The organism is Rhizobium sp. PEPV16, assembly GCF_008919455.1.
Taxonomy (GTDB): Bacteria; Pseudomonadota; Alphaproteobacteria; order Rhizobiales; family Rhizobiaceae; genus Rhizobium; species Rhizobium leguminosarum_Q.
This window is the reverse complement of sequence record NZ_VSZV01000345.1, coordinates 6,465-29,651: the sequence shown is the minus strand read 5'-3', so window position 1 is coordinate 29,651 and position 23,187 is coordinate 6,465. Positions and strand designations below refer to the sequence as shown.

The 23,187-nt window shown below is 60.6% G+C and carries 22 protein-coding genes and 1 pseudogene; 14 read left to right on the top strand and 9 right to left on the bottom strand.

What is annotated here, in order from left to right; all coding sequences use genetic code 11:
- Positions 1 to 9 precede the first annotated feature (9 nt).
- From FY112_RS28015 to ligD, 4 genes are all read left to right on the top strand, one after another.
- Complete coding sequence (locus FY112_RS28015) at positions 10 to 804, top strand: SDR family oxidoreductase (protein ID WP_026265610.1); 795 nt, start codon at positions 10 to 12, stop codon at positions 802 to 804.
- A gap of 101 nt (positions 805 to 905) precedes the next feature.
- A complete protein-coding gene (gene glgX / locus FY112_RS28010) occupies positions 906 to 3,062 on the top strand; it encodes a glycogen debranching protein GlgX (protein WP_151519789.1) in 2,157 nt (718 codons plus the stop codon).
- 15 nt (positions 3,063 to 3,077) lie between these two features.
- The gene (locus FY112_RS28005) at positions 3,078 to 4,085 is read left to right on the top strand and encodes a DNA topoisomerase IB (RefSeq protein ID WP_017957946.1); all 1,008 of its coding nucleotides are present in this window, start codon (positions 3,078 to 3,080) and stop codon (positions 4,083 to 4,085) included.
- Positions 4,082 to 4,960 (top strand): non-homologous end-joining DNA ligase, encoded by an 879-nt coding sequence (gene ligD / locus FY112_RS28000; RefSeq protein ID WP_094088389.1) that lies wholly within the window; start codon positions 4,082 to 4,084, stop codon positions 4,958 to 4,960. Before FY112_RS28005 ends, ligD begins: the two co-directional genes overlap by 4 nt.
- Before the next feature lie 7 nt (positions 4,961 to 4,967).
- Here ligD and FY112_RS27995 read toward each other — a convergent pair whose 3' ends face one another.
- The 3 genes from FY112_RS27995 to FY112_RS27985 are packed head-to-tail and all read right to left on the bottom strand — an operon-like array spanning position 4,968 to position 6,346.
- Positions 4,968 to 5,693 (bottom strand): glutathione S-transferase, encoded by a 726-nt coding sequence (locus tag FY112_RS27995; protein WP_151519788.1) that lies wholly within the window; start codon positions 5,691 to 5,693, stop codon positions 4,968 to 4,970.
- A gap of 6 nt (positions 5,694 to 5,699) precedes the next feature.
- Positions 5,700 to 5,990, bottom strand: coding sequence for a DUF3175 domain-containing protein (locus tag FY112_RS27990; RefSeq protein WP_017957949.1), 291 nt, complete (start codon positions 5,988 to 5,990; stop codon positions 5,700 to 5,702).
- A gap of 53 nt (positions 5,991 to 6,043) precedes the next feature.
- Positions 6,044 to 6,346 (bottom strand): hypothetical protein, encoded by a 303-nt coding sequence (locus tag FY112_RS27985; RefSeq protein WP_017957950.1) that lies wholly within the window; start codon positions 6,344 to 6,346, stop codon positions 6,044 to 6,046.
- A 153-nt stretch (positions 6,347 to 6,499) separates the two neighbouring features.
- Here FY112_RS27985 and FY112_RS27980 point away from each other — a divergent pair, with 153 nt between their 5' ends.
- Positions 6,500 to 6,877 (top strand): hypothetical protein, encoded by a 378-nt coding sequence (locus FY112_RS27980; RefSeq protein WP_151519787.1) that lies wholly within the window; start codon positions 6,500 to 6,502, stop codon positions 6,875 to 6,877.
- 34 nt (positions 6,878 to 6,911) lie between these two features.
- Here the strand turns inward: FY112_RS27980 and FY112_RS27975 are convergent, their stop codons facing one another.
- The 5 genes and pseudogenes from FY112_RS27975 to FY112_RS27960 all read right to left on the bottom strand — a co-directional run bounded on the left by FY112_RS27975 (position 6,912) and on the right by FY112_RS27960 (position 11,352).
- Positions 6,912 to 9,635, bottom strand: coding sequence for a response regulator (locus FY112_RS27975; RefSeq protein WP_131623148.1), 2,724 nt, complete (start codon positions 9,633 to 9,635; stop codon positions 6,912 to 6,914).
- A 174-nt stretch (positions 9,636 to 9,809) separates the two neighbouring features.
- Positions 9,810 to 9,983: a hypothetical protein gene (locus FY112_RS36960; protein ID WP_165504590.1), complete on the bottom strand. Its 174-nt coding sequence runs from the start codon at positions 9,981 to 9,983 to the stop codon at positions 9,810 to 9,812.
- 10 nt (positions 9,984 to 9,993) lie between these two features.
- Positions 9,994 to 10,175: pseudogene (locus FY112_RS38105) on the bottom strand (hypothetical protein).
- 137 nt (positions 10,176 to 10,312) lie between these two features.
- Positions 10,313 to 10,567, bottom strand: coding sequence for a DUF2934 domain-containing protein (locus tag FY112_RS27965; protein ID WP_026160325.1), 255 nt, complete (start codon positions 10,565 to 10,567; stop codon positions 10,313 to 10,315).
- A 122-nt stretch (positions 10,568 to 10,689) separates the two neighbouring features.
- The gene (locus tag FY112_RS27960) at positions 10,690 to 11,352 is read right to left on the bottom strand and encodes a UdgX family uracil-DNA binding protein (protein ID WP_131623150.1); all 663 of its coding nucleotides are present in this window, start codon (positions 11,350 to 11,352) and stop codon (positions 10,690 to 10,692) included.
- A 168-nt stretch (positions 11,353 to 11,520) separates the two neighbouring features.
- Between FY112_RS27960 and FY112_RS27955 the strand changes: the two genes are divergently transcribed.
- Both FY112_RS27955 and FY112_RS27950 read left to right on the top strand, forming a co-directional pair.
- Entirely contained in the window at positions 11,521 to 12,984 is a 1,464-nt protein-coding gene (locus tag FY112_RS27955; protein WP_026158381.1) for a phosphatidylserine/phosphatidylglycerophosphate/cardiolipin synthase family protein, read from the top strand.
- A 95-nt stretch (positions 12,985 to 13,079) separates the two neighbouring features.
- Positions 13,080 to 13,895: an endonuclease/exonuclease/phosphatase family protein gene (locus tag FY112_RS27950; RefSeq protein WP_017957956.1), complete on the top strand. Its 816-nt coding sequence runs from the start codon at positions 13,080 to 13,082 to the stop codon at positions 13,893 to 13,895.
- Between the two features lie 233 nt (positions 13,896 to 14,128).
- Here the strand turns inward: FY112_RS27950 and FY112_RS27945 are convergent, their stop codons facing one another.
- The gene (locus FY112_RS27945; protein WP_026158382.1) at positions 14,129 to 14,332 is read right to left on the bottom strand and encodes a hypothetical protein; all 204 of its coding nucleotides are present in this window, start codon (positions 14,330 to 14,332) and stop codon (positions 14,129 to 14,131) included.
- A 292-nt stretch (positions 14,333 to 14,624) separates the two neighbouring features.
- Between FY112_RS27945 and FY112_RS27940 the strand changes: the two genes are divergently transcribed.
- The 7 genes from FY112_RS27940 to FY112_RS27910 all read left to right on the top strand — a co-directional run bounded on the left by FY112_RS27940 (position 14,625) and on the right by FY112_RS27910 (position 22,936).
- Complete coding sequence (locus FY112_RS27940; protein WP_094088385.1) at positions 14,625 to 16,166, top strand: UbiA family prenyltransferase; 1,542 nt, start codon at positions 14,625 to 14,627, stop codon at positions 16,164 to 16,166.
- A gap of 9 nt (positions 16,167 to 16,175) precedes the next feature.
- Positions 16,176 to 16,607: a GtrA family protein gene (locus FY112_RS27935; protein WP_017957959.1), complete on the top strand. Its 432-nt coding sequence runs from the start codon at positions 16,176 to 16,178 to the stop codon at positions 16,605 to 16,607.
- 4 nt (positions 16,608 to 16,611) lie between these two features.
- Positions 16,612 to 17,937, top strand: a complete 1,326-nt coding sequence (locus FY112_RS27930) for an FAD-binding oxidoreductase (protein WP_181018290.1) — start codon at positions 16,612 to 16,614, stop codon at positions 17,935 to 17,937.
- A complete protein-coding gene (locus tag FY112_RS27925; RefSeq protein ID WP_017957961.1) occupies positions 17,934 to 18,683 on the top strand; it encodes an SDR family oxidoreductase in 750 nt (249 codons plus the stop codon). The genes FY112_RS27930 and FY112_RS27925 overlap by 4 nt, the downstream gene beginning before the upstream one ends.
- 130 nt (positions 18,684 to 18,813) lie before the next feature.
- The gene (locus tag FY112_RS27920; protein ID WP_151519786.1) at positions 18,814 to 20,370 is read left to right on the top strand and encodes a hypothetical protein; all 1,557 of its coding nucleotides are present in this window, start codon (positions 18,814 to 18,816) and stop codon (positions 20,368 to 20,370) included.
- Positions 20,270 to 21,949 carry a hypothetical protein gene (locus FY112_RS27915; protein WP_246700763.1) on the top strand — a complete coding sequence of 560 codons (1,680 nt, stop codon included), beginning with the start codon at positions 20,270 to 20,272 and terminating at the stop codon, positions 21,947 to 21,949. Before FY112_RS27920 ends, FY112_RS27915 begins: the two co-directional genes overlap by 101 nt.
- A 663-nt stretch (positions 21,950 to 22,612) precedes the next feature.
- Positions 22,613 to 22,936, top strand: a complete 324-nt coding sequence (locus FY112_RS27910) for a DUF736 family protein (protein WP_017957964.1) — start codon at positions 22,613 to 22,615, stop codon at positions 22,934 to 22,936.
- Positions 22,937 to 23,187 lie beyond the last annotated feature (251 nt).

Sequence of the window (23,187 nt, the reverse complement as noted above, 5' to 3'; positions counted from 1 at the left end):
ATCGTCGCCATGGTCGAACTTGCGCAATCGCTCGCATCCATCAAGCTGCCGGACCTGTCCGGCAAGGCCGTGCTGATCACCGGCGCCTCGACCGGGATCGGCGCGGCGCTCGCCCGCGCCTTTGCCGCTCAAGGGGCAAAGGTCGGCGTGCATTACAATGCCAGCCGCGAACCGGCGGAGAAGCTTGCAGAGGAAATCCGGGCTGCCGGCGGTACCGTGCATCTGATCCAGGGCGACGTGTCGAGGGAAGGGGAGACCGAGCGTGTCGTCGACGAGACGGCAAAGACCTTCGGCCATCTCGACGGGCTCATCAACAATGCCGGCGGCATGCTCGGGCGCAAGCCGACCTCGGAATATACCGACGCGCATTATGCCGCGGTCATGGATCTTAACGCCCGCTCGGTTCTGGCGGCCACGCGTGCGGCGCATCCGTGGTTGAAGAAGCAGGGCGGCTTCATCATCAACACCACCTCGATCGCCGCGCGCAATGGCGGCGGCAATGGTGCGATCCTGTATGCGGCGTCCAAGGGCTTCGTCTCGACGATCACCCGCGGTCATGCCAAGGAATTCGTCGCCGACAGGATCCGCGTCAACGCGGTGGCGCCGGGTGTCATCGCCACGCCCTTCCACGAGCGTTATACCAATGACGAGCAGATGGAGCTGCAGCGCAAGTCGATCCCGATGGGTTTCGTCGGCACGTCGGAGGATTGCGTCGGCGCCTATCTCTTCCTCGCCTCGCCGACGCTGTCGGGTTACATCACCGGCCAGATCATCGAGGTCAATGGCGGCCAGCTGATGCCGTGAACGCTTCGATCGGCGAGCAAGACCCTTTGCTTCCCTTTTAAAAGGGAACTTTCGAACCGCCATGACGTTTCCCGCTTGGTCTTTTCAGCGAGCGGGGCACCATGAGCTTTTCATTTTCGGAACTCGACTTCCTCAAGCCGGAGCTGGGAGCGGAGTATACGGGTTCTGGCACCCATTTCGCGGTATTCTCCGCCCATGCGGAACAGATGGAGCTCTGCCTCTTCTCGCCTGACGGAAAGAACGAGATCGCCCGGCTGCCGTTGCCGAAGCGCGAAGGCGACATCTGGTCGGGCTATATCGCCGGCGTCGGGCCGGGCACCGTCTACGGTTATCGCGCCCACGGCCCCTATGACCCGCAAGCCGGCCATCGCTTCAATCCCAACAAACTCCTGCTCGACCCCTATGCCAAACAGGTGACGGGCGAGCTTAAATGGGATGACGCGCTGTTCGGTTATCAGATCGGCGAGGACGACCTTTCTTTCGACGAGCGTGACAGCGCGCCATTCATGGTCAAGGGCGTGGTGCAGGATCCGGACTTCGATTGGGCGGGTGAAGAGGCGATCCGCCGCCCCTGGCCCGACACCATCATCTACGAGGCACATGTGCGCGGCCTGACGATGACCCATCCGAAGGTGCCAGACCGGCTACGCGGTACCTTTCTCGGCATGTGCAGCGATCCGATCATCGACCATCTCGTCAAGCTCGGCATCTCGGCGATCGAGCTGCTGCCGATTCAGTATTTCCTCGATGATCGTTATCTCCTGGAAAACAACCTACGCAATTATTGGGGCTATCAGACACTCGGCTTCTTCGCGCCGCAATCTCGTTACATGTCCGGCGACAAGATCACCGAAATCAAGACCATGGTGAAGAAGTTCCATGCCGCCGGCATCGAAGTCATCATGGACGTAGTCTATAACCACACCGCCGAAGGCAGCGAGAAAGGACCGACTCTGTCCTTCCGCGGGCTCGACAATGCGAGCTATTACATTCTCTCCCCCGACGATCCGCGCCACACCTTTGATACCACGGGGACCGGAAACACGCTGAATGCCGCCAATCCCATGGTGATGCGCATGGTGCTCGACAGCTTGCGATACTGGGTCGGCGTCATGCATATCGATGGCTTCCGTTTCGACCTTGCCAGCACGCTCGGCCGCCAGGATATGGAATTCGATCGGCAGGGCCTGTTCTTCGGCGCCATTCGCCAGGATCCGATCCTTGCCGGTGTCAAGCTGATCGCCGAGCCCTGGGACGTAGGCGATGGCGGTTATCAGGTTGGCGGCTTTCCACATCCCTTCCGTGAGTGGAACGACAAGTTTCGTGACGACGTGCGTCGCTTTTGGAAGGGCGATGGCGGCATGGTCTCGGAGATCTCGCAACGCATCACCGGCTCGGCGGTACAGTTCAACCACTCGGATCGCGGCGCGACGTCATCGATCAATCTGCTGTCGGCCCATGACGGCTTCACGTTGATGGACACGGTTTCCTTCGACGACAAGCACAATGACGCGAACGGCGAGGATAACAGGGACGGACATTCGGATAATCATTCCGACAATATGGGCGCCGAGGGTGCGACCGATAATGCCGATATCAACGCCGCGCGGGCACGGCGGCGCCGCAACATGATGGCGACGCTGATGCTCTCCCAGGGCGTGCCGATGATCCTGGCCGGCGACGAGCTCGGCAACAGCCAGGACGGCAACAACAACGCCTATTGCCAGGACAACGAAATCGGCTGGACCGATTGGGCAGGGCTCGACGATCCTTTCCTCGATTTCTGCCGGCAGGCAGTCGCCTTCCGCAAGGCCCATCCCGTTCTGCGGCAGGAGCGGTTCCTGACCGGCGAAACCGGCGAGGACGGCCGCATCGAGATCGCCTGGTACAGACCGGACGGCGGCTTCATGGATGACGGTGCCTGGAACGATGATGAACTGCGGGTGCTCGGCGTCTATCTCTCGAAAAGCGCGAATGCGCCCGAGACCGAGACGATGGATGACCTCTTCCTCATCTTCAATGCCGGCGACGACTGCGAATTCCACGTGCCGGAGGTAAACGGACTGACGAAATGGTCGCGGATTGCCGACACCGGGGCGGAGAGGGATGCCTTTAAGGTTCGCGATCAGGATAATCCGGTCATGGTCTATGCCCAGAGCGTTGCCGTCTTTGCGCCGGAAGGGCAGACCGAGCCGCTGAAGGACATGACCAAGGCCGGGCGCCGGTGGTGGTTTCAATTCGGCCGCAGGAGCAAGTAACGGGTCGCAGAGAACATGAATGCCGAAGCCATCACCGATCTTGGTCTCGTCTATGTCAGCGATACTGAACCAGGCATCCGCAGACGAAGGAAGGGTAAGGGCTTCAGCTATGTGATGCCCGACGGCACGACACTTGCCGACGAATTGCAGCGGGCGCGCATCCGCGCGCTCGGTCTGCCACCGGCCTACGAGAATGTCTGGATATGCCTCTACGACAACGGCCATTTGCAGGCGACAGGTTTCGATGCACGTGGGCGCAAGCAATACCGCTACCACAAGGATTGGCAATCCTTCCGAAGTGCGGGAAAATTCCATCAGCTGATTGAGTTCGGCCGGGCGCTGCCTCGGATCCGCCGGACCGTGCTGCGCCATCTCGACACCGGTGCGGAGGATGTCAACGGCGTGCTTGCGGCTTTGACGACGCTGCTCGACGAGGCGCACTTGCGCGTCGGCAACCAGGCCTATGTCAGGGAGAACGGCACCTATGGCGCAACGACGCTGCTGAAGCGCCACCTGAAGATCGTCGACGGTCAGATAGAGCTGAAATTTCGCGCCAAGGGTGGCAAGCGCGTCCAGCGCAGCCTCAAGCATCCCAGGCTGCAGAAGATCCTGGAGGAGATAGCCGACCTGCCCGGCCGCCAGCTCTTCGTCTGGAAGGACGAAAGCGGGGCGCTGAAACCAATCGATTCCGGCCGGTTGAACGCCTATCTGGCCGAGATCTCGGGAATTCCCATCTCGGCGAAGACCTTCCGCACCTGGGCCGGATCGCTGGCCGCCTTCGGAGCGGCGCGCGAGACGATCCTCAGTGGCGGCCGGCCGACGGTAAAGCAGATGTCGGAGGCCGCGGCCGAAGCGCTGCACAACACGCCGGCGATCTCGCGCTCGAGCTATATCCATCCCGCGATCATCGCGCTCGCCGGCAACGATCATCCGCTGATCGAGACTGGTAACGAGCCGATACGGGGCTTGCGGGCCGAGGAAAACAGGCTACTTGATTTCCTCACAAGCGAGATCGAAGTATGAGCCCCAGACATCCGCCGGCATCTGATGTATCGCTGACCCATCCCGACCGGCTCTACTGGCCGGACGAGGGCGTGACCAAGCAGGCGCTGGCGGACTACTATGCGGCGGTGTGGCCATTCATGGCGCCTTATGTCGTCAACCGGCCGTTGGCGTTGCTGCGTCTGCCGGACGGGATAAAGGGCCAACAACGGTTTTTCCAGAAACATGCCTGGAAGGGCATGAGTCCGCATATCGAGGAGATCGCCGACCCGCAGGATGCGAACGGCGAAAAGCTGCTGCGCATCGCCGTTTTCAACGGGCTCGTGGCGCTGGTGCAGTCGGCCGTGCTCGAAATTCATCCCTGGGGCGTAACGACCGACGATTGGGAAAAACCCGACATGATCACCATGGACCTCGATCCCGGCGAGGACGTGGCCTGGAGCGCTGTCATAACAGCAGCGCTTGAATTGAAGACGCGGCTGGAAGCCTGCGGCCTGGCTGCCTTCGTCAAGACGTCGGGCGGCAAGGGACTGCATGTGGTGACGCCGCTCGCGCCGAAGGCCGGCTGGGCGGAAGTGAAGGATTTCGCCCATTCGCTGGCCGAAAGCATGTCGGCCGACGCGCCGGAGAAATATCTGGCAACGGCGACGAAGGCAAAACGCGGTGGACATATCTACGTCGATTATCTGCGCAACGGCCGCGGCAATACGGCGGTCGCGGCCTATTCGACGCGGGCACGATCGGGTGCGCCGGTTTCCATGCCGCTGGATTGGTCAGAATTGAACGAGGTGAGCGGTCCCGCCGCTTTCACGCTCGGCAACGCGCCGCAACGGTTGAAGACCCAGGCGAGAGACCCGTGGGGAAATTTCTTCGATGCGGCCGTGCCGCTCGAATGAACGGCTCTTAATCCGCACCGTCGAGCTCTGGATAGTGCCTGAAAATCCCTTCCTCATTGAAGGCGAGGCGGCGGGGGGAGGCGAGATAACGGGCAATGTTTGGACGCTTAGCCACAGCATCATGCAGAGCCAGCAGGGCGGGATATTCCGCCTTGCGGTTTGTCATGGCTCGCGGGAAGGCGTAGCTCAGGCCCTCGATCACCTGGAAGAGCGAGAGGTCGACATAGGTCAGCGCATCGCCGACCAGATGGTTGGGGCCTATCGGGTTCTGCCGCAGCACACGCTCAAAATAACCGAGGAATTTCGGAATGCGGTCGCGGATGAAGGCCGCGGAGCGGGCTTTCGCTTCCTGCTTCTGATCCTCGTAAAAGAGCGACATGTCGATCGGGTGGTGCGTATCGTGCACTTCGGCGACGAAATCGGTGACGGTCAGCTGCAGGCCGTTGACGACATGGCGAAGGCCTTCATCCTTAGGCGCCAGGCCGAGCTTCGGGCCGAGATAAAACAGGATGTTGGCGACATGCGGGACAATGAGATCGCCGTCCTTCAGGAAGGGCGGCGCGAAGGGAATGTGCGGTTCGCTGTCGCTCTTCATGATGTCGAACATGGCGCCGGTACCGCGCCCGGGCTGGCGGGTGATGTCGATATAGTCGGCGCCGGCTTCTTCCAGCGCCAACCGCACGAATTCGCCGCGGCCTTGAATGCCGTCCCAATAATAAAGTTCGTATGCCATGAGCGCTCAATCCTTCGGTCGACGACCGAAGTCTTTTCGCAGTTCGTCCTTGGCCTTTTCAAGGGTGCCGCGCCGCTTTTTCGTCAGCTGGTCGCCGGCGCGGTTGATATAGAAGGTCAGCATCGACATGGCGGCGCGGAAGGGACTCGACTTGCGGCGATCGCTCTCCTCGGCGGAGTGCTTGACGGAGCGGGCAATCTTCTTCGGATCGTCCGATTTGAACACGCCTTCCTTCAGGTCCATCGCATCGCTGTGTTCGGTGACGTCCTGCGACCATTTCTTTTTCGATTTGGCCATGGGTTAAACTCCCTATGCGGCTGACGGAAAGCCTCCGCTTGCCGCATCAGTTGTTAATGGTGGCTGTGGTGTTCGTTGCGCTGGCGCGTCGCGGCGGCCTTCTTCGCGGAAGCGGACCGTTCCTCCTTCGAGCGTGCGGCGGATGCCGCGCCGCCCTTTTCGGAGGATTCATGCGTATCCTTCTTGCCGCGGCCGGAACCGGATTTGTTGCCGCCGCCGCTTTCCTTGTTGACGGTCGCCCAGGCGCGCCGTTCGGCTTCCTTCTCGGAGACGCCGCGATCCTCGTAGCCCTCCTCGATGTGCTCGGCCTTGCGCTTCTGCTTGTCGGTATAGTCGGATTTGTCACCTCTCGGCATCTCGGCCTCCTCTGGTTTGCAAAGGGACTGAACCGATCAGGAGCCCAAAAGTTCCGGCCGCGCTCGTGGTCCGCAAGGCCCGGATTCGGAACAAAAGCCGGTTTTATCAGGTTTCCGATGGGAAAGGCCTGCACAGAAGAAGGAGCCGAGAACATGGAAAAACACATCGTCAAAGCCGATGGAAACGGCGCGATCGACGTGAACGGCCAGGTATCGCCGGTCACCTATACCGTCGGCCTCAAGCAAGGGAAGGGACGTTCCTACGAGGTCGACATCCGCCTGATGGCGCCGCGTGACTGGCTGCTGCAGAGGGGCTTCGAGCGGGATGCCGTGCTGGTCAGTCAGAGCGGCGCGCGTATTCCCGTCTATCACGATGGCGGCAGCCATCACGACGATGGCAATTATCACAATAATGGCCGTTTCGGTCCTGCCGACACGGTCTCGATCGAACTGACGGCGCGCGACGACAGCTGCACCAGCGAAGTGGACCTGATGCGCAAATATCCCGAGTTCGACGGCGCCGACGCATAAAAGCAGAGGTGGCAGCAAAGAAAACAGAGAAACTCTAGGCGCCCGGCCGCTGCTGGACGGCGTTCTTGACCGCCTGGTCGAGCGCCGTGCTGCTGAATGGTTTCGACAGCAGCACTGAACCGGGGAGACGGTTTGCATCCGGATCCGGCAGACTGCTGTGGCCGGTAGCAAAGACCAGGCCGACCGAAGGAAAGGCCTCGCGCGCCTTGGCGGCAAAGACCGGACCCGACATGCCGGGCAGGCTGACATCGGCGACGATGATGTCGACGATGGTGTGTCCGAGGATTTCCACGCCCCTTTCGCCGCTGTCAGCTTCGATCACGTCATAGCCGAGATCCTGCAGAATCTCGGCAGTATCCATGCGGATGAAGGCGTCGTCTTCCACGAGCAGCAGCTTCAGCTTTTCACGGGGGATCTCGGGATGTTCGTGAACGGTCACCGCGGCATCGCTCGCCCCTTGGCGGCGTTGCGTCCTGATAGTAAGCACGTGGCGGATCTTGCGGGCGAGTTCCTCGCGCGTATAGGGCTTGGAGAGCAGTTCGAGGCCAGGATCGAGCCGGCCGCCATGGACGATCGAATTTTCGGTATAGCCCGATGTGTAGAGCACAGCGATATCAGGCAGGCGCTCGCGCGCCATGCGCGCAAGCTCCGGGCTCCTCAATGGCCCGGGCATGACGACATCGGTAAAGAGCAGGTCGATATGGGCACCGCTTTCGATCACGGTGAGCGCGCTTTGCGCATCCTTGGCCTTCAACACGTAGTAGCCGAGATCCGACAGCATCTCGATGACGGTGGCGCGCACGCCCTCGTCGTCCTCGGCGACAAGAATGGTTTCCGTGCCCCCGGCGGCCGGTACGCTGTCGGCGGCCGCAACCCGATCCTCGCTTCGGAACGAGCGCGTCAGGTAGAGCTTGACGGTCGTGCCTTCGCCGATCTCGCTGTAGATCTTCACGTGGCCGCCGGATTGCTTGACGAAGCCGTAGACCATCGACAGGCCGAGACCGGTGCCCTTGCCTTCCGGTTTCGTCGAGAAGAAGGGCTCGAAGGCCTGCTCCATCACCTCCTGCGTCATACCGGCGCCGGTATCGGTCACGGCGAGCACCACATATTGGCCGGCGGTCACTTCAGGATGGATGCGGCTGTAGGAATCGTCGAGGAAGGCGTTGCCGACCTCGATCGTCAGCTTGCCGGCGCCATCCATCGCGTCGCGGGAGTTGATCGCAAGGTTGAGCAGTGCGTTCTCGATCTGGATCGGATCGGCGAAGGTGTTCCATAGACCGCCGGAGACCATGGTCTCGACTTCGATCTCCTCGCCGAGTGCGCGGCGCAGCATGTCGTCCATGCCGTTGACGAGACGGCCGATGTTGATGACCTTCGGCTCCAGCGGCTGGCGGCGACCGAAGGCGAGCAACTGGCTTGCCAGCCGCGAGCCGCGTTCGACGGCGGCAAGCGCGTTGGAAATGCGTTCCTTGCCTCGGCCGCTATCTGCCACATCCTTGCCGAGAAGCTGCAGATTGCCTGAGATCACCTGCAGCAGATTGTTGAAGTCATGGGCAACGCCGCCGGTGAGCTTGCCGATTGATTCCATCTTCTGCGACTGCTGGAGCGCTGCTTCGGCCTGCTGGCGTTCGGCAATCTCGGCCGCAACGCGGACCTCGAGCATTTCATTGAGTTTCCGCAGCTGATCTTCCATGTGGCGGCGCTGGTCGATTTCGACTTTGGCGGCGCGGAAGAGCCGGATATTGTCGATCGCGACGGCCGATTGGCCGGCGAGGCTGACGAGGCTCGCCTCGGCCGCTTGGGAAAAACGGCCGGGCTGGCCGTGACCGAAGAACAAGCCGCCGATGACGCTGCCGTCGCGTGATTTCACCGGCACGGCAAGGTAGCTCCTGACCGGAAGATGCCCCTTCGGCATGCCTGCATGCGGCGCATTCTGCCCGTAGCGCGGGTCGAGCAGGATGTCGTCGGAGCGCACGATGCCTTCGCCGTTGAAGGTCGGTGCGAAGACCTTGGTATTGCGCGGCATCGGGAATTTCTCGAAGTTCTTCCGATCGACGCCGGCGAGCGCATAGAGCATGTAGCTGCCGCCCTCGCCATCATCGACATTGTAGAAGAAGGCGCCGAATTCCGCGCCGGTCAGCGTCACGCCGGCGTCGACGACAATCTGGGTGAGGCGCTCGACACTGGGCTCGGCGGTGATCGCCGCACCCGCCTGGTTGACGACCGCAAGCGCCTCCGATTTTGCGCGCAGTTCTTCCAGCGCGGTCTGTTCGCCGCGCTTGGCCGACACCTGGTCGCTGACATCAAGGGCCGCGCAGAGGATGCCGGCGACCTTGCCGTCCTCGTCGCGTAGCGGGGTGTAGGAGAAGGTGAACCAGGTGTCTTCGGTACGGCCGTCGCGGCGCATCGGGATGAGCAGCTCTTTGAAGAGCTGCGAACTGCCTTCCAGCGTGCTGGCGACGATCGGCGAGAACTGTTCCCAGATATCCGCCCAGACCTCGCGGAAGGGTCGTCCGAGGGCATCGGGATGCCGCTCCGGGAAAACAGGCACATAGGCGTCGTTGTAGAGAAAAGCGAGATCTGGACCCCAGGCGACGAATTTGGGCTGGCGGGAATTCAACACCATTTCGGCGATATGCTTGAGAGAGGCAGGCCAGCTTTCGACCGGACCGAGCCCGACGGCGTGGAAAGCCGGATGCCGTAACAATTCGCCGATTTCGCCGCCGCCTCTCGGCCAGCCGTTCCCGACGCTTCCCATTCAAGATCGCTTTCTTGTCGCAGCCGCGCCGGGGTGATCGGCCACCTCGGGGTTCAGCACTTCCAAACCGTCAACATAGAGGCTTGCGATGGGAGGGAAAGGGCGCGGTCGAAATATCCTTAACTGCCGGGTGTTCAACAGTATTAGCAGTCTGCGGACGGCGCCTGCGGGCTGTTATTTTCGATAGAGTTTTTGCGATGCGGCAAAGGCGCGGCCGATATAGACGGAGACTAGCTGCACCGGCGCGCGCGGATCGCGAAAAACCAGTCCGACCAGATTGTCGACGACAAGGATGAACCCGAACGCGAGACCGAGGTAGAGCAGTGCGGCGATGATGAGGAGCGACATCTCCATCCCCTCACACTATCGCGGTCGAAAAGCGGCCGCTGGCTGCGAAAAGCGGGATTGAGAGGATTTCGATACGGCCGTCGTTCATAGCAACTTCCCCAGTTTCGCCATAAACAGCCATGGGATGCTCTTGTTCCCGGTTATCCGGGCAAGGCTCAATTTTTTTGGAAGCCTCAAAGCTTGCAGCGTCATCCGGCCTCTGTTCACCCCCGCATGGAAGCCCACCCCTGCAATTCAATATCGCACAACCAATTCAGGCATATGACAAAAAGGGATCAAGGGCGTCGAGACGACGCCCTTTTTAATCGAAATGCTCAGTATTCTAGCGTTCAGGACGCGGTCTTGCGGCTCGCGGTGCGCTTCGGCGCCGGCGTGACCACGCCATTCGTCTTGGCGCCCGTCGCAGTGCGCTTCGCCTTGGGCTTGAGCTCTTTGCCCTTGGAAGACGCAGCCGAGCCCTCGAGCGCTTCGCGCTCGTATCGTGCCTGTTCCCAATGGATGGACTCTCGCCCTGTCGGATAACCCTCTTCTTCCCAGAGGGTGTATGCACGTTTTTTTATCCACTCTTCCCGAGTTTCTGCCATCGCTGATCTCCAGTCACATGATGCCGTCGTTCGAACGCGATACTGCTTGGATGGTTCCAGAGGAGGGGAGCTCTTTCAAGCGAAATCGCGCCGCAACCGGAAATATTTGGCATCGCAGCATATTAGGGTTGAGAATCGGCGTTCACTGGGGACCGAAACTCCACCGCCTTGTGCAGATCTGAGACGAAATCCCGGCGCTGCCGGCGCTGCTCCGCCTCGTCGCGGATGCGCAAAAGATAGGAAGGGTGGATGGTGACCAGGACAGGCGGACGGTTTGCCGGATGCAGGATATGGCCGCGCTCCGGCGTCAGCTTCACCTTCGGACCGAGCAGCGCATAAAGCGCGCTTGCGCCGAGCGTCACGACGAGCTTCGGCTGCAGGATGTTGAGCTCGGCGCCGAGCCACCAGGCGCAACGTCTGATCTCGCCGGCATTCGGTTTTGCATGCAGCCGCCGTTTGCCGCGCGGCGTGAACTTGAAGTGCTTGACGGCATTGGTGACATAGCAGCGCCGGCGGTCGAGGCCAGCCTCTTCGAGGCAGCGATCGAGCAGCCGGCCGGCGGGACCGACAAAGGGCCTGCCGGTCAGATCCTCCTGATCGCCCGGCTGCTCGCCGACAAGGACGATCTCGGCTTTCAGAGAGCCTTCGCCGAAGACGATTTGCGTGGCATTCCTGTAGAGATCACAACGGGTGCAGCCTTCGGCCTGATGCCGGAGTTCGGCGATGCTGTCGGCATCCGCGACTTCGAGCGCGAGGGCCGGACCGACATTTGCGACGATGTTCATGATGGCGATCCTCAGTCTCCTCGGGATCAATCGACCAGCGCAGTGATTTGTTCCCTGCAGAAATCGCGCAGCGCCCGGCATACAAAATGATCACGGTGAAAAATTTCGCGTCATGGGAGAGCGACGGCGCGATTGAACGCCGCCGTTTCGCGGCTATATTCGCCAGCGATGTTCTATCTCCTGTCGACCTACTGGCCGCATATCCTCTTTGTCGTCTCGATCGCCATGGGGGCCGCGGCGGCGATCCATGCCGCCATGACCAAGGAGGAGGTGCGTGCCGCGATCGGCTGGGTCGGCGTCATCATCCTGTCTCCGATCATCGGCGCGGTGCTCTATGCGATTGCCGGCATCAACCGCATCCGCCGCAAGTCGCTAAGCGTCCGCCGTGACGCGCTGCTGCTTGCGGCCGAATTCGACGAGTTGGAGACCTTCGATGCCGAGGCCGAGACGGTGATCAGCCAGTTCGGCCGCCGCTTTGCGGCGCTGCAAACACTCGGCGACCGGGTAACGCGCAATCCGCTGACTTCAGGCAATACGATCGACATGCTGGAGACCGGCGACGAGGCCTATGCGACGATGAAATCAAGCATCGACGAGGCGACGCGCAGCATCCTGCTGGAAACCTATATCTTCGACCGCGATGCGGTCGGCCTCCGCATCGCCGATGCGCTGATTGCGGCGGTCAGGCGTGGTGTGGAGGTCCGGGTGCTGATCGACGCGGTCGGCGCGCGTTATTCGGTGCCGAGCATTCTTGGCCATCTCCGTGAGAGCGGCGTCACCGTCGCCGTCTTCAACGGCAACGTCATCATGGGGCTGCGGCTGCCCTATGCCAATCTGCGCACCCACCGCAAGATCCTGATCGTCGATGGGAAAATCGCGCTGACGGGCGGAATGAACATCAGGGCGGGCTTCAGCGAGGAGGCGACGGGCGAGAGCTTTGCCCACGACACGCATTTCAGCGTCACCGGCCCTGTCGTGGCCGATCTTTTCGACCTCGCCGCCGAGGACTGGCGCTTCTCAACGCAGGAGTTGTTGAACGACGAGCCCTGGCGTATCGAACCGCCGCAGCGCAGCCCCGGCGACCCCATCCTGATGCGCGTCGTCGCCTCCGGCCCGGACCGCAGCGTCGAGACCAACCACAAAATGCTGATGGGCGCCTTTTCCGTGGCGCGCCAATCGATCCGCATCATGTCGCCCTATTTCCTGCCGGACCGTGAACTCATCAGCGCCCTGGTGACGGCTGCGCGGCGCGGCGTCGAAGTCGATATCGTCGTGCCCGCGGTCAACAACCTCGTGCTGGTCGACCGGGCGATGACGGCGCAATTCGATCAGATCCTCAAGAACTACTGTCGCATCTGGCGCTCCACCGGCAGCTTCAGCCATTCGAAGCTGCTGACGATCGACGGCACCTGGGCCTATGTCGGCTCTTCCAATCTCGACCCGCGCTCGCTGCGGCTGAACTTCGAGGTCGATCTCGAAGTGCTGAACGAGGGCTTCGCCGCCGAGATCGACGAGCACATCGAGGAAACCCTGAAATCGGCGACGCCGGTGACGCTTGAGGGGCTGCAGGCGCGACCCTTCGCGGTGCGGCTGCTGGAGAAGGTGCTGTGGCTGGGGTCGCCCTATCTCTGACGGATTTTTTGCATTCTGACATGGCAAGTTCCGTCCGGCTGCCTATACTGCCGAATGAGTAGCCCTTTTGATCAACGGAACAAGTGCGCCGCCCGATGCACGCCAGGAAAGACAGCCTTCCCGCAAGCATTCTCGCCTCGATCAGGAGCAGGAAAAAGCGGCTCGACGCGGCCTATACGGAGGCAAGGCCGCGCAGTGCGGGAACGCTGATCGCCTCCTATAACGTGCACAAATGCGTCGGTACCGACCGCCGCTTCGATCCGGAGCGCACCAGTCGCGTCATCCACGAAATCGGCGCCGACGTGATCGCGCTGCAGGAGGCCGACACGCGCTTTGGCGAGCGCACCGGCATTCTCGATCTCGGGCGGCTGGAGCGGGAAACGGGACTGATCGCGGTACCGGTTGCCGGCATGGCGAAGGCGCATGGCTGGCACGGCAATGTCGTGCTCTTCAAGAAGGGGCTGGTGCATGACGTGCATCAGGTCAAGCTGCCGGGGCTGGAGCCGCGCGGCGCGCTGGTTGCCGAGATCGAGCTCGAAGAGGGCGGGGTGCTGCGCATCATTGCCGCGCATTTTGGTCTGTTGCGCCATAACAGAGCACAGCAGGCCCGCACATTGGTGGAGCTCATCAACGACAGGCACGAGATGCCGACCATCCTGCTCGGCGACCTCAACGAATGGCGGCTCGGCGACCGGTCCTCGCTCAACACCTTCCAATCCGCCTTCGGCGAGCTGCCGCCCGCCGTGCCAAGCTTTCCTGCCGGCCTGCCGCTTCTGGCGCTCGACCGCATCATCGCCAACCGCAAAGGCATCATATCCGAAGTCGAAGCGCATGATACGCCGCTCGCGCGCGTCGCGTCCGACCATCTGCCGATTAAGGCGCTTGTGAATCTGAAACCAGCATCCGTCTGAAGACCGGGGCCACGCGCGGGCCCGAGTGGCCGCCTTGTGCTCCTTTGAGCCTAATAGAGCCTTAGGTTCGGAACCGTGGGGCAAAGATACGCCCCATGCTGGTCACCCTGAGCATTGCCAGTGCGTTGGCAAGAAGGATCCGTAGAGTGAGTTGAACACGAGCCAGACGGGTGTAGATCTCGCGCAAGTTCACAACCCGCTGTTCGAGGCGCGCTAGCTCAATCACGTCGCCGTCACGGCGCGACCAGAACGGCTCCCATCAGGCTGGCGCAGACGAGTCCGAGGATGTTCAAGCCGAGCGTGACGAACTCGCTGATCTGCTGACGGTGGGGGTGACATTGCTCTGCATTTCCGAAGACGGCAATAGCCCCGCCGACCATCCAGCAGGTCAGTGTCAATGTCCCAAAAACAAGTGCCAAGTTCATCGCTTCGCTCATCCGGTCTTTGCGTGTAGGGCACTCCAACCGGTACATCAGCGGTTTGTTCCGGCCGTCGAAACTCCGTCCGGTAGGGTACATCGCTCAGCGCAGCCAGCCCATGCACGGCAACGAGCAAGTGCCGGGTTGAGCACTGATCATTCTTCGCGCAAGGAGATTCGCTGCAGTTTGAAACTGGAGGTCAAGGAACGTCCTGCAAGCCGTCAGGACGCCAGCGGTTTGGTGCCATGGAACTAAGTGGCGTAGCCGTCGTTCGGTGATTTGCACCGACCCGAGTGAAAAGGGAAATCCTTTGAGCGAATTGCGCCAGGAGTTTGAGCTTCGAAGAGATTTTCTGCCGGCGGCCCAGGAGGACGAGTGGATTGCACTGCGCCGAGCGGTGTCAACGCTCGGCGGCTCGTCGACACCGCAAAGGTCGGATTCGTTGCGCCCGCTGGTCATCGACCTGGATGGCACCTTGGTCCGATCCGACCTCCTGATCGAGACCGCGTTTTTGGAACTCGGGCACCGCCCTTTTTCCGTCGTTGACCTTGCCCTCGCAACGTGCAGAGGAAAGGCATGCCTCAAGCACCGTCTTTCCACACCGACGGATTTCGATCCGGCTATCCTGCCCTTTGATCCCGAGGTTTTGAACTTGATCAAGACGGCGCGGGAAGAGGGACGTCAGATCTATCTCGCGTCCGCGACGCACGAGCGCCTTGTCTCCCGCGTTTCCGACCATTTAGGTGTCTTCAACGGCTGGTTTGCAACGGACGAGACGACAAACTGCGCCGCCGAGGTGAAGGCGGAAAAGCTCGTTGCGGCCTTTGGCCATGGCGGTTTCGACTATGTTGGCAACGACGCCGCAGATCTGCCTGTATGGCGTCACGCTGGAAAATCATACGCAATTCGGACGTCGGCCGGGGTCGCGAGGCAACTGTCGCGCCAATGCGACAATGTCGAACATCTTGCGCACGACAAGCCGACCTGGCGGACCTGGGCGCGATTGCTGCGGGTACACCAATACGTCAAAAACGGGCTTGTTTTTATCCCGTTGCTGACAAATCAGCTCTTCGACGTCCATAGTCTCGCCAATGCCGCTCTGGCATTGGTCGCCTTCTCGCTTTGCGCGTCGAGCGTCTATGTGCTGAATGACCTGGTCGACCTTCAGGACGATCGCGGACATCGCAGTAAATGCCGCAGGCCACTCGCTTGCGGCGAGATCCCGCTCTCACACGCGCTCATGGCGATCCCCCTTCTCCTTCTGCTGTCGTTTATGGTCGCCCTGACGATTTCACCCGCCTTCATTTTGGTGCTCGCCGGATACTTTACATTGACCACCGCCTATTCGTTCTTTCTGAAGCGGAAGATGATCCTCGATGTCGTGACCCTTGCAGCTCTTTACACCGCACGCGTGGTAGGAGGGTCAGCGGCGATTTCAGTTTGGCCCTCTCCTTGGCTGCTCGCCTTCATGATGAGCTGGTTCCTATCGCTTGCACTCGTCAAGCGATATACGGAGCTCATTTCGCGCCGAGCCGCGAACTTACCCGACTCCACGAGCCGCGATTACAAGAATGGAGACGTCGGCATGATCGGCGCATTGGCGGCGGGGGCCGGGATGAATGCCCTCACATTGTATGCGCTCTACGCTGCAAGCGACAGCGTGCAGGATCTCTACACCCGGCCAGGAGTTTTATGGCTGGTGGGACCAATCCTGGCTTGCTGGATTGCCCGCATCCTGTTGCTGGCCCATAGGGGACTGATGCATGACGATCCGGTCGTATTTGCGATCAAAGATAAGGTGAGCCTCGCGACGCTGGGCGTTGCCGGCGCCTTTGTTGTCGCCGCGCTATGAGGTAGCGAGATGCGGTCCCATGACGTGCGTGAAGGGATTCCGACCCGCATCGCTGTTCGCTATGTGGCGTTCGCGATTCTCTCGACGTTGGCAAATTTTGCGGTTCAGGCGGCTGTCGTGGAAATCTACCCGTCGCAAAGCCTTATGCCGTCAATGCTCGCAGGCACCGCCGCCGGGTTCGGGCTCAAATACTTCCTCGACAAAAGGTGGATCTTCTTTGACCGATACGAGTCGCATGGTGACGAATTGCTCAAGATCGTCCTTTACGGCCTGTTCAGCGTCCTGACGACGATCATATTCTGGGGGTTCGAAATTGTCTTCTGGACGGTCTGGAGAACGGATCTTGCGAAGTATGCGGGCGGGGCGATCGGTTTGGCGATCGGTTACGTCTCAAAATTCGCGCTCGACCGAAAATTCGTGTTCAAGTTGGAGGGGGCGTGACTGAATGATCGAGGGATGGGGACGTTATCCACGCCATGATAGTGAAGTGCTTGATTGCAGGCTGCCGGAAGCGCTGCCTGGAACGGTGTCATCGCGCGCGGGTCTGATTGCTCGCGGCAACGGCCGCTCGTATGGCGACGCCGCGATCGGTGAGCATCTCACTTTGACCTGCGGTGCATTGAGCCGGATGAAAAGCTTCGATCAGGTGGACGCCTCGCTGACCGTCGAAGGTGGCGTCATGCTGTCGGAGATTCTCAGGTCGTTCACCCCCCGAGGTTATTTTCCCCCCGTGGTCCCAGGAACGAAGTTCGTCACTGTTGGAGGAATGATCGCCTCCGACGTGCACGGGAAGAACCATCATCGCGACGGTGGGTTCGGCGACCACGTTCGCGAAATCAAGCTGGTTATCGCCAGCGGTGAAATCCTCACCTGCAGCAGAACCCAGAATTCAGAGCTTTTTTTCGCGACGCTCGGCGGTATGGGCCTGACGGGCATCATCGCCGAAGCCACCTTTAGGCTGAGGCCCATCAGTACCGGCTGGATTGTTCAAAAGACGGTCGTGACAGAAAACCTCGGCGATACGCTGCAAGCCTTGAAGCAAACAGACGACGCAACCTATTCCGTTGCCTGGATTGATTGCCTTTCGCGGGGCGCTTCGCTCGGCCGCTCGCTGATCTTTGTCGGCGAGCACGCCAGCCCGAGCGACATCGCTCAAATGCCAAAAGCAGCGCTATTGCCTCCCTTCAAGGCAGCCCGTTTTTCACTGCCGGTCGACCTGCCTGGTTGGGCGCTCAACAGAACGAGTGTTTCCGCATTCAACGATCTTTATTATCGGGCGGGTGCCCGCAAAGCAGCCCGAGTCTCTTTGGTCCACTGGGACAGCTACTTCTTCCCGCTTGACGGTCTTCTCGAATGGAACCGCCTGTACGGCAAGCGCGGCTTCCTGCAGCATCAATGCGTGGTGCCTGACGAAAACGCACTTGCGGTTCTGAGCAGTATGCTCGATCGTTTCGCTCTTTCTGGGAAAGCCTCATTCCTGGCCGTGCTGAAAAGGCTGAGGGGTGGCGCAGGCCTTCTGTCATTTCCGGCGCCAGGGTATACCCTTGCACTCGACCTGCCAGTCGCACCCGACGTGTTCCAGCTGTTAGACGAAATTGACAAGCTGGTTGTCGCGGCGGGAGGGCGGCTCTATCTCGCCAAGGATGCAAGGCAATCCCGTCATACATTCGAAGCCGGTTACCCCCAACTGCAGGCGTTCAAAGAGCTGCGACGAACTACGGGAGCCGACCGTCACTTTAGTTCCCAGCTGGGAAAAAGGCTTGGCATATGAAAGCCATCGGCAAGACACTGCTCCTGATTGGCGCGACGTCGGATATTGGTCGTGCGACTGCCTTGGTCTATGCCGAGGCGGGCTGGGACATTCATTTGGTCGGACGCAGGCGTGAGCTTGTCCAACGCGAAGCCGATGACATCGTCACGCGCACCGCCGCCGCCGTCACCGCCCATGAACTGGATATTCTTGATACCGGCCGCTTCGAAGAGTTCCTGGGCATCGTGTCGCCATTGCCCGACACGGCCATTTGCGTCGTCGGCGAACTCGGCGAGCAGGCCCGCGCCGAAAGGGAACTCGAACACGCCGCCATGGTGATGCGGACAAACTTCGAAGGACCGGCTTTGATGCTCGGCCTCCTGGCTAGCCGCTTTGCCGCGCGCGGGTCCGGCACCATCGTCGGCATAAGTTCGGTCGCCGGCGACCGTGGGAGAGGATCAAACTATGTCTATGGCGCCGCGAAAGCTGGCCTGACGGCGTTCTTGTCCGGTCTCAGGAACAGACTATCCACCGCCGGGGTACGCGTCCTCACCATTAAACCCGGTTTTGTCCGAACGCGGATGACTGATGGAATGAAGCTTCCACCCATGCTTACCGCCGAGCCTGCAGAGGTCGCTCAAAGGATCTTCGCCGTTGCCGATGGCAGCAAGGGAGGGGACGTCGTCTATGTCCGGCGGATTTGGTATCCGCTCATGGCGATAATCCGAGGCATCCCGGAACCGATCTTCAAGAGGTTGCGGCTGTGATCGAAACCTCGGGGATAGGAGATAGAGATTGCCCTGGCCGCTTCGTCGTCCGCATGTTCCATCTTGTTGATCCGCTTTTTCCGCGCGCCGATGCGGATCAAGGCCTGCCCTCGGGAAGGACGGGGTCGAGATGAGGCGCCGCCTTTTTTCCGCACAAGTTGCGCTCCTGGTGGTAGCGGCAATTTGTGCCGCCATGCTTGCCCTTCCTGGACGGACCATCAACACCGCTTTCATCAACGACGTTTTGATCTTCATTGATGGAGCGCATCGTATCGCTGTCGGGCAGGTGCCAAACCGTGATTTTCATACGGCGCTCGGACCGTTGGTCTTCTATATCCCTGCCTTGGGATACCTCCTGTCCGGAAATTTCGGCGCCGCGATACCGATGGGAATGGCGCTCCTGATCGTCGCGTTCATGCCTGCGATGATCCGTATCCTTCTTTCGCGCCTCAGCTCACCCCCAGCCATCGCCTTGGGCATATTCCTGATTCTTATTCTCGCTGTCCCGATCAATCTCGGAAGTCCGGTCCGGCTTCTTTCTTTCGCGATGTTCTATAATCGCATCGGCTGGGTCGCTCTCGGGCTCATCCTGGTGATGTACCTGAAGCCGAGATCCGACGCGCGCAACGACGTTGCAGACAGTCTCGCGACGGCCTTTCTTCTACTTGTCCAATTCTACACGAAGGCGACCTACGGACTTTGCGGCGTGGCCTTTCTGATCTTCCTGTTGCTGGACCGGCAGCAACGTTCCTGGATCCTGGTCAGTCTGCTCCTGACTGCATTGGCAATGATCGTAATCGAGTTCTTCTGGCGCGGCACGCTTCAGCATATAGAGGATCTGCGGGCCGCCGCACGGGTCAGTGGTGATCATGACGTCCGCAGCATACTGAAAAATGTCCGTGAGAATTTGTCGGATCTGGTGGTTTTCACGGTGTTTGCGCTGGTTGCCTTCTGGCACATCCGCAGCCTTCGAGACCTCCTCTACAGTGGCTTCTGCGTGGGTGCAGGATTGGCAATCATCAACCAGAACGCCCACAGCTGGGGTATCATCACTCTCTATTGCGGAGCGGCCGTCCTGGCGGAAAAGGCACGGCGCTTTCAATCTGGCGACCAAAGCGCGCAAATGGAGAGGCCTGCTCGTCTTGCAGCTGCACTGCCGCTGCTTCTAATCTTCTTTCTGTTGCCGCCCATCGTCCACCACGGAGAGGCGATCGCTCTCCACACGGCACTTGCGGCGGAGAATGTGGGCAAGCCCCTCGGCCCTCCGCTTTTTGAGGACGTCCGGGAAATCGACCCGCCCGGTGGCGAGCCTGATTTCATTCAGCGCTACCTCGATAGTATCGAAAGTGGGGGGGCTCTACTTCAGGCCCTGCCGATTCCGCTCGAGCGGGTATTCGTGCTCGATTTCGTCAACCCCTTTTCAGCGGGGCTCGGGATACGTCCTCCCTCAGGTGACACTGCGTGGTTCCACTGGAACCGCAACATCAATGAGAAGGCTTATATCCCACCAGAAGCCCTGTTCGCCGACGTGAAGATCGTGATGGTGCCGAAGACTGGCATCAATAGCCTGCCGTTACAGGAGCTGTATGGACCGTTCATTTCGAAGAATTTCGACATGGTGCAGAAAACGCCGGAATGGACGATCTACCAGCGACCACAGGCCGCGTTGGAAAGCGAGGCGCGGTGACGCAGGCAGTGAGGTCGATGCCGGAGCAGGAAGGCGCATCGCCACGGGCGGGCTGGGCCGCCAATACCTCTGGTGGACCCCCATCGCCTCATTTGCTCTGGTACTTTCAGCTCTTCTCGCTCTGCCGAACCAGACGGTCACCAGCAAATACGTCAACGATCTATATGTTTTCCTCGACGGTGCGCATCGCATCTGGTCGGGACAAGTTCCGAACGTTGATTTCCATACGTCGCTTGGCGCGCTCACCTTCTATATTCCCGCTGCCGGCTATGGCCTTTCGGGAAGTATGGGCGGCGCGATGCCAGTGGGAATGGCCATAGTCATCCTGCTGTTCGCAGCCGTTGCCGCGGAGATCCTCGGCAGCCGCATGCACAAGGCGCTCGGCTTGCCCTTGGCAGCTTTTCTGCTTTTGCTCGTCGCGGCTCCTGCCAATCCGGGAGAACGGATAGGCGATCTCACATTTGCTATGTTCTACAATCGACTGGGCTGGGCTTCGCTCGGTCTCCTTTTGGTCATGTACTTGCCCCGCCTATTCAGCGCTGGGAGCAAGGCCGTGGATGCCGCATGTGCAAGCTTCCTCGTATTGCTCATGATCTACACAAAGATCACCTACGGCGTCGTAGAGCTTGCATTTCTGGTCTTCCTGGCGACCGACCGACGTCAAATCGGCTGGACGGCGCTGGCCCTCGGGATAATCGCGAGCAGCGTCCTTGCCATCGAACTTCTCTGGCGCGGTGGCCTCAACTATCTCGCGGATCTGCGCCTTGCGGGCGAGAATAGCGGCGGCCTCGCGACGCTCGACGCTCTGGGGCACGTCTTGCTGAATAATCTCGCTGACCTTACTGTCTACGCACTTGTCGCTGGTATCTTTCTTGTCCTCGCACCAAGCTACCGCAATCTTTTTTTTATAGTTTTTTGCGGCGTAACCGGGGTGCTGCTCATTGAACAAAATTTTCAACGTGCGGGCATCCTGACGCTGGGGCCGAGCGCTGCTGTCATCACTCAATCTCTTTTGAAGGCCAAGCTTTCCCGACTGCACCGGAAGGCTCGCCTCGTCTTGCCGCTACTGCTGGCATATCTGCTTGTGCCGGCGGCGATAAGCAATTCCGCGGCTGTCGCCATTCATGCCCGTTACGCCATTGCCGGGCAGGGCGAGCCTATGCCGCTGCCAGAATTTTCGAGAATTCGGCTTGTCGAGACATGGAGTGCTGGTCAGTACGACTACTTTGTGCAGTATAATCGCACTCTGGCTGAGGCGTCGGACGTGCTGTCCCAGTTGGGCGCTCGCCAAGCGACTGTCGCCGTGCTGGACTTCGTCAACCCCTTCTCGGCCGGCCTGGCGCTCCCGCCGCCCGTTGGCGACAGCGTCTGGTACCACTGGGGACGGACGCTCGGTCCCGAATATCATCCACCCGCGGAGGAGATGTTTGCCGACGTCGACCTGATCCTCGATCCCAAATGGCCCATCGAAATCTGGACGGCGAATGGCATGCGCGACATTTTTGCTCACTATATCGCCCGCCATTACAATGAGGTGCGGGAGACAACGAATTGGCGCATCTACCGCAGGAAAGCATGACCGGCGATTGCCTTCCCGCCCAGCTTTGAGCCGACCTACCGGAACCTCCGTCCTCGTTTTTTTATGGTGTCATCAATCGAGCCCAGCACCTTTCACCGCCACTGCCTGGATGTTCGCTAACCGTGCTTCGAGCGGGATGTTCCTAGGGTCGCGTCGAAGAATCGCTTACCCTACGGCCTCGTCGCAGACAGCTTCGAACGGCTCAGCCCTGTTGCATCGTCCTTCGTTCGCTAGATGCCTAGCATCCTGGTTGGATGCCTCAACGGACGGCGGCTCGGCGTCTGGTCTTCGCTCAACACCTACCAGCCCGCCTCTCGCCGCCCCAAGTTTCCCCGCCGTCCTGCCGGATCGCAACCCGCTGTGGCGTGCAAGATGGCTTGCCGCCCGGCGCAGATATGCGGAAGGAGGACCTGTCGCTGTGTAAGACATCCGGGGCAGGGCCCATCCGCGAGGCAGCAATCGGATAGCATGGATTGCTGTCTCCGCTGACGGCTGCTATTCAAGACCATTCCCGTTCTCCATGTCGCCTTTTAAGAGGCCGGCCGCCATCAGCGTCAACCCGCAAGGGGTTCCCCTGCGCGGGCGCTCCGGTGACGCCTGCGGCTCGGCCCCTTCTTCGGGCGCCATCGGGAATGGTCCCGAGCAACCGAAGGAGACACCACCATGGCTACCACGATCGCAATCCTCACCGCAAAGAGCGATGGCACCCTCGAAGGTATTTTCGCTACCATCCGAGTCAACGCCCCGATCGCCATCGTCCCGAATGCCAACAAGGCGAGCGAGGAAGCTCCCGACTACCGCATCATCCACCGCAAGACCGGCTTCGAGATCGGCGCGGGCTGGAACCGCATCGCCCGCCTGACCGGCGAGGAATATCTCTCGGTGAAGCTGGAAGCGCCGGAGATCGGCGTGATCTTCGGCAACGTCGCACCGGCGCCCGGCGGCGAGCCGAACCGCAAGGTTATCCTCTGGAACAACCCGGCCTGAGCCGCACAGCAGCCGGTCCCGGCAACGGGGCCGGCTCCCAAAATGTCTCTGCCGCGAGCCTTGTTGTTATTCGAGCCGGCAATGGGCATCGAGCCCGTTACCGGCTTTTCCGGTGGCATACGGAGAGGGAGGGTCTGCTCAGTCCGTCCTAGGGTGCCATGGCGGCATGAAGGCCCCAAGGACGATCGGTACCCCCAATTTTGCCTCCGCTCCGGTCCCCTTCACTTCGACAAAATCGGCTCCCCCACTCG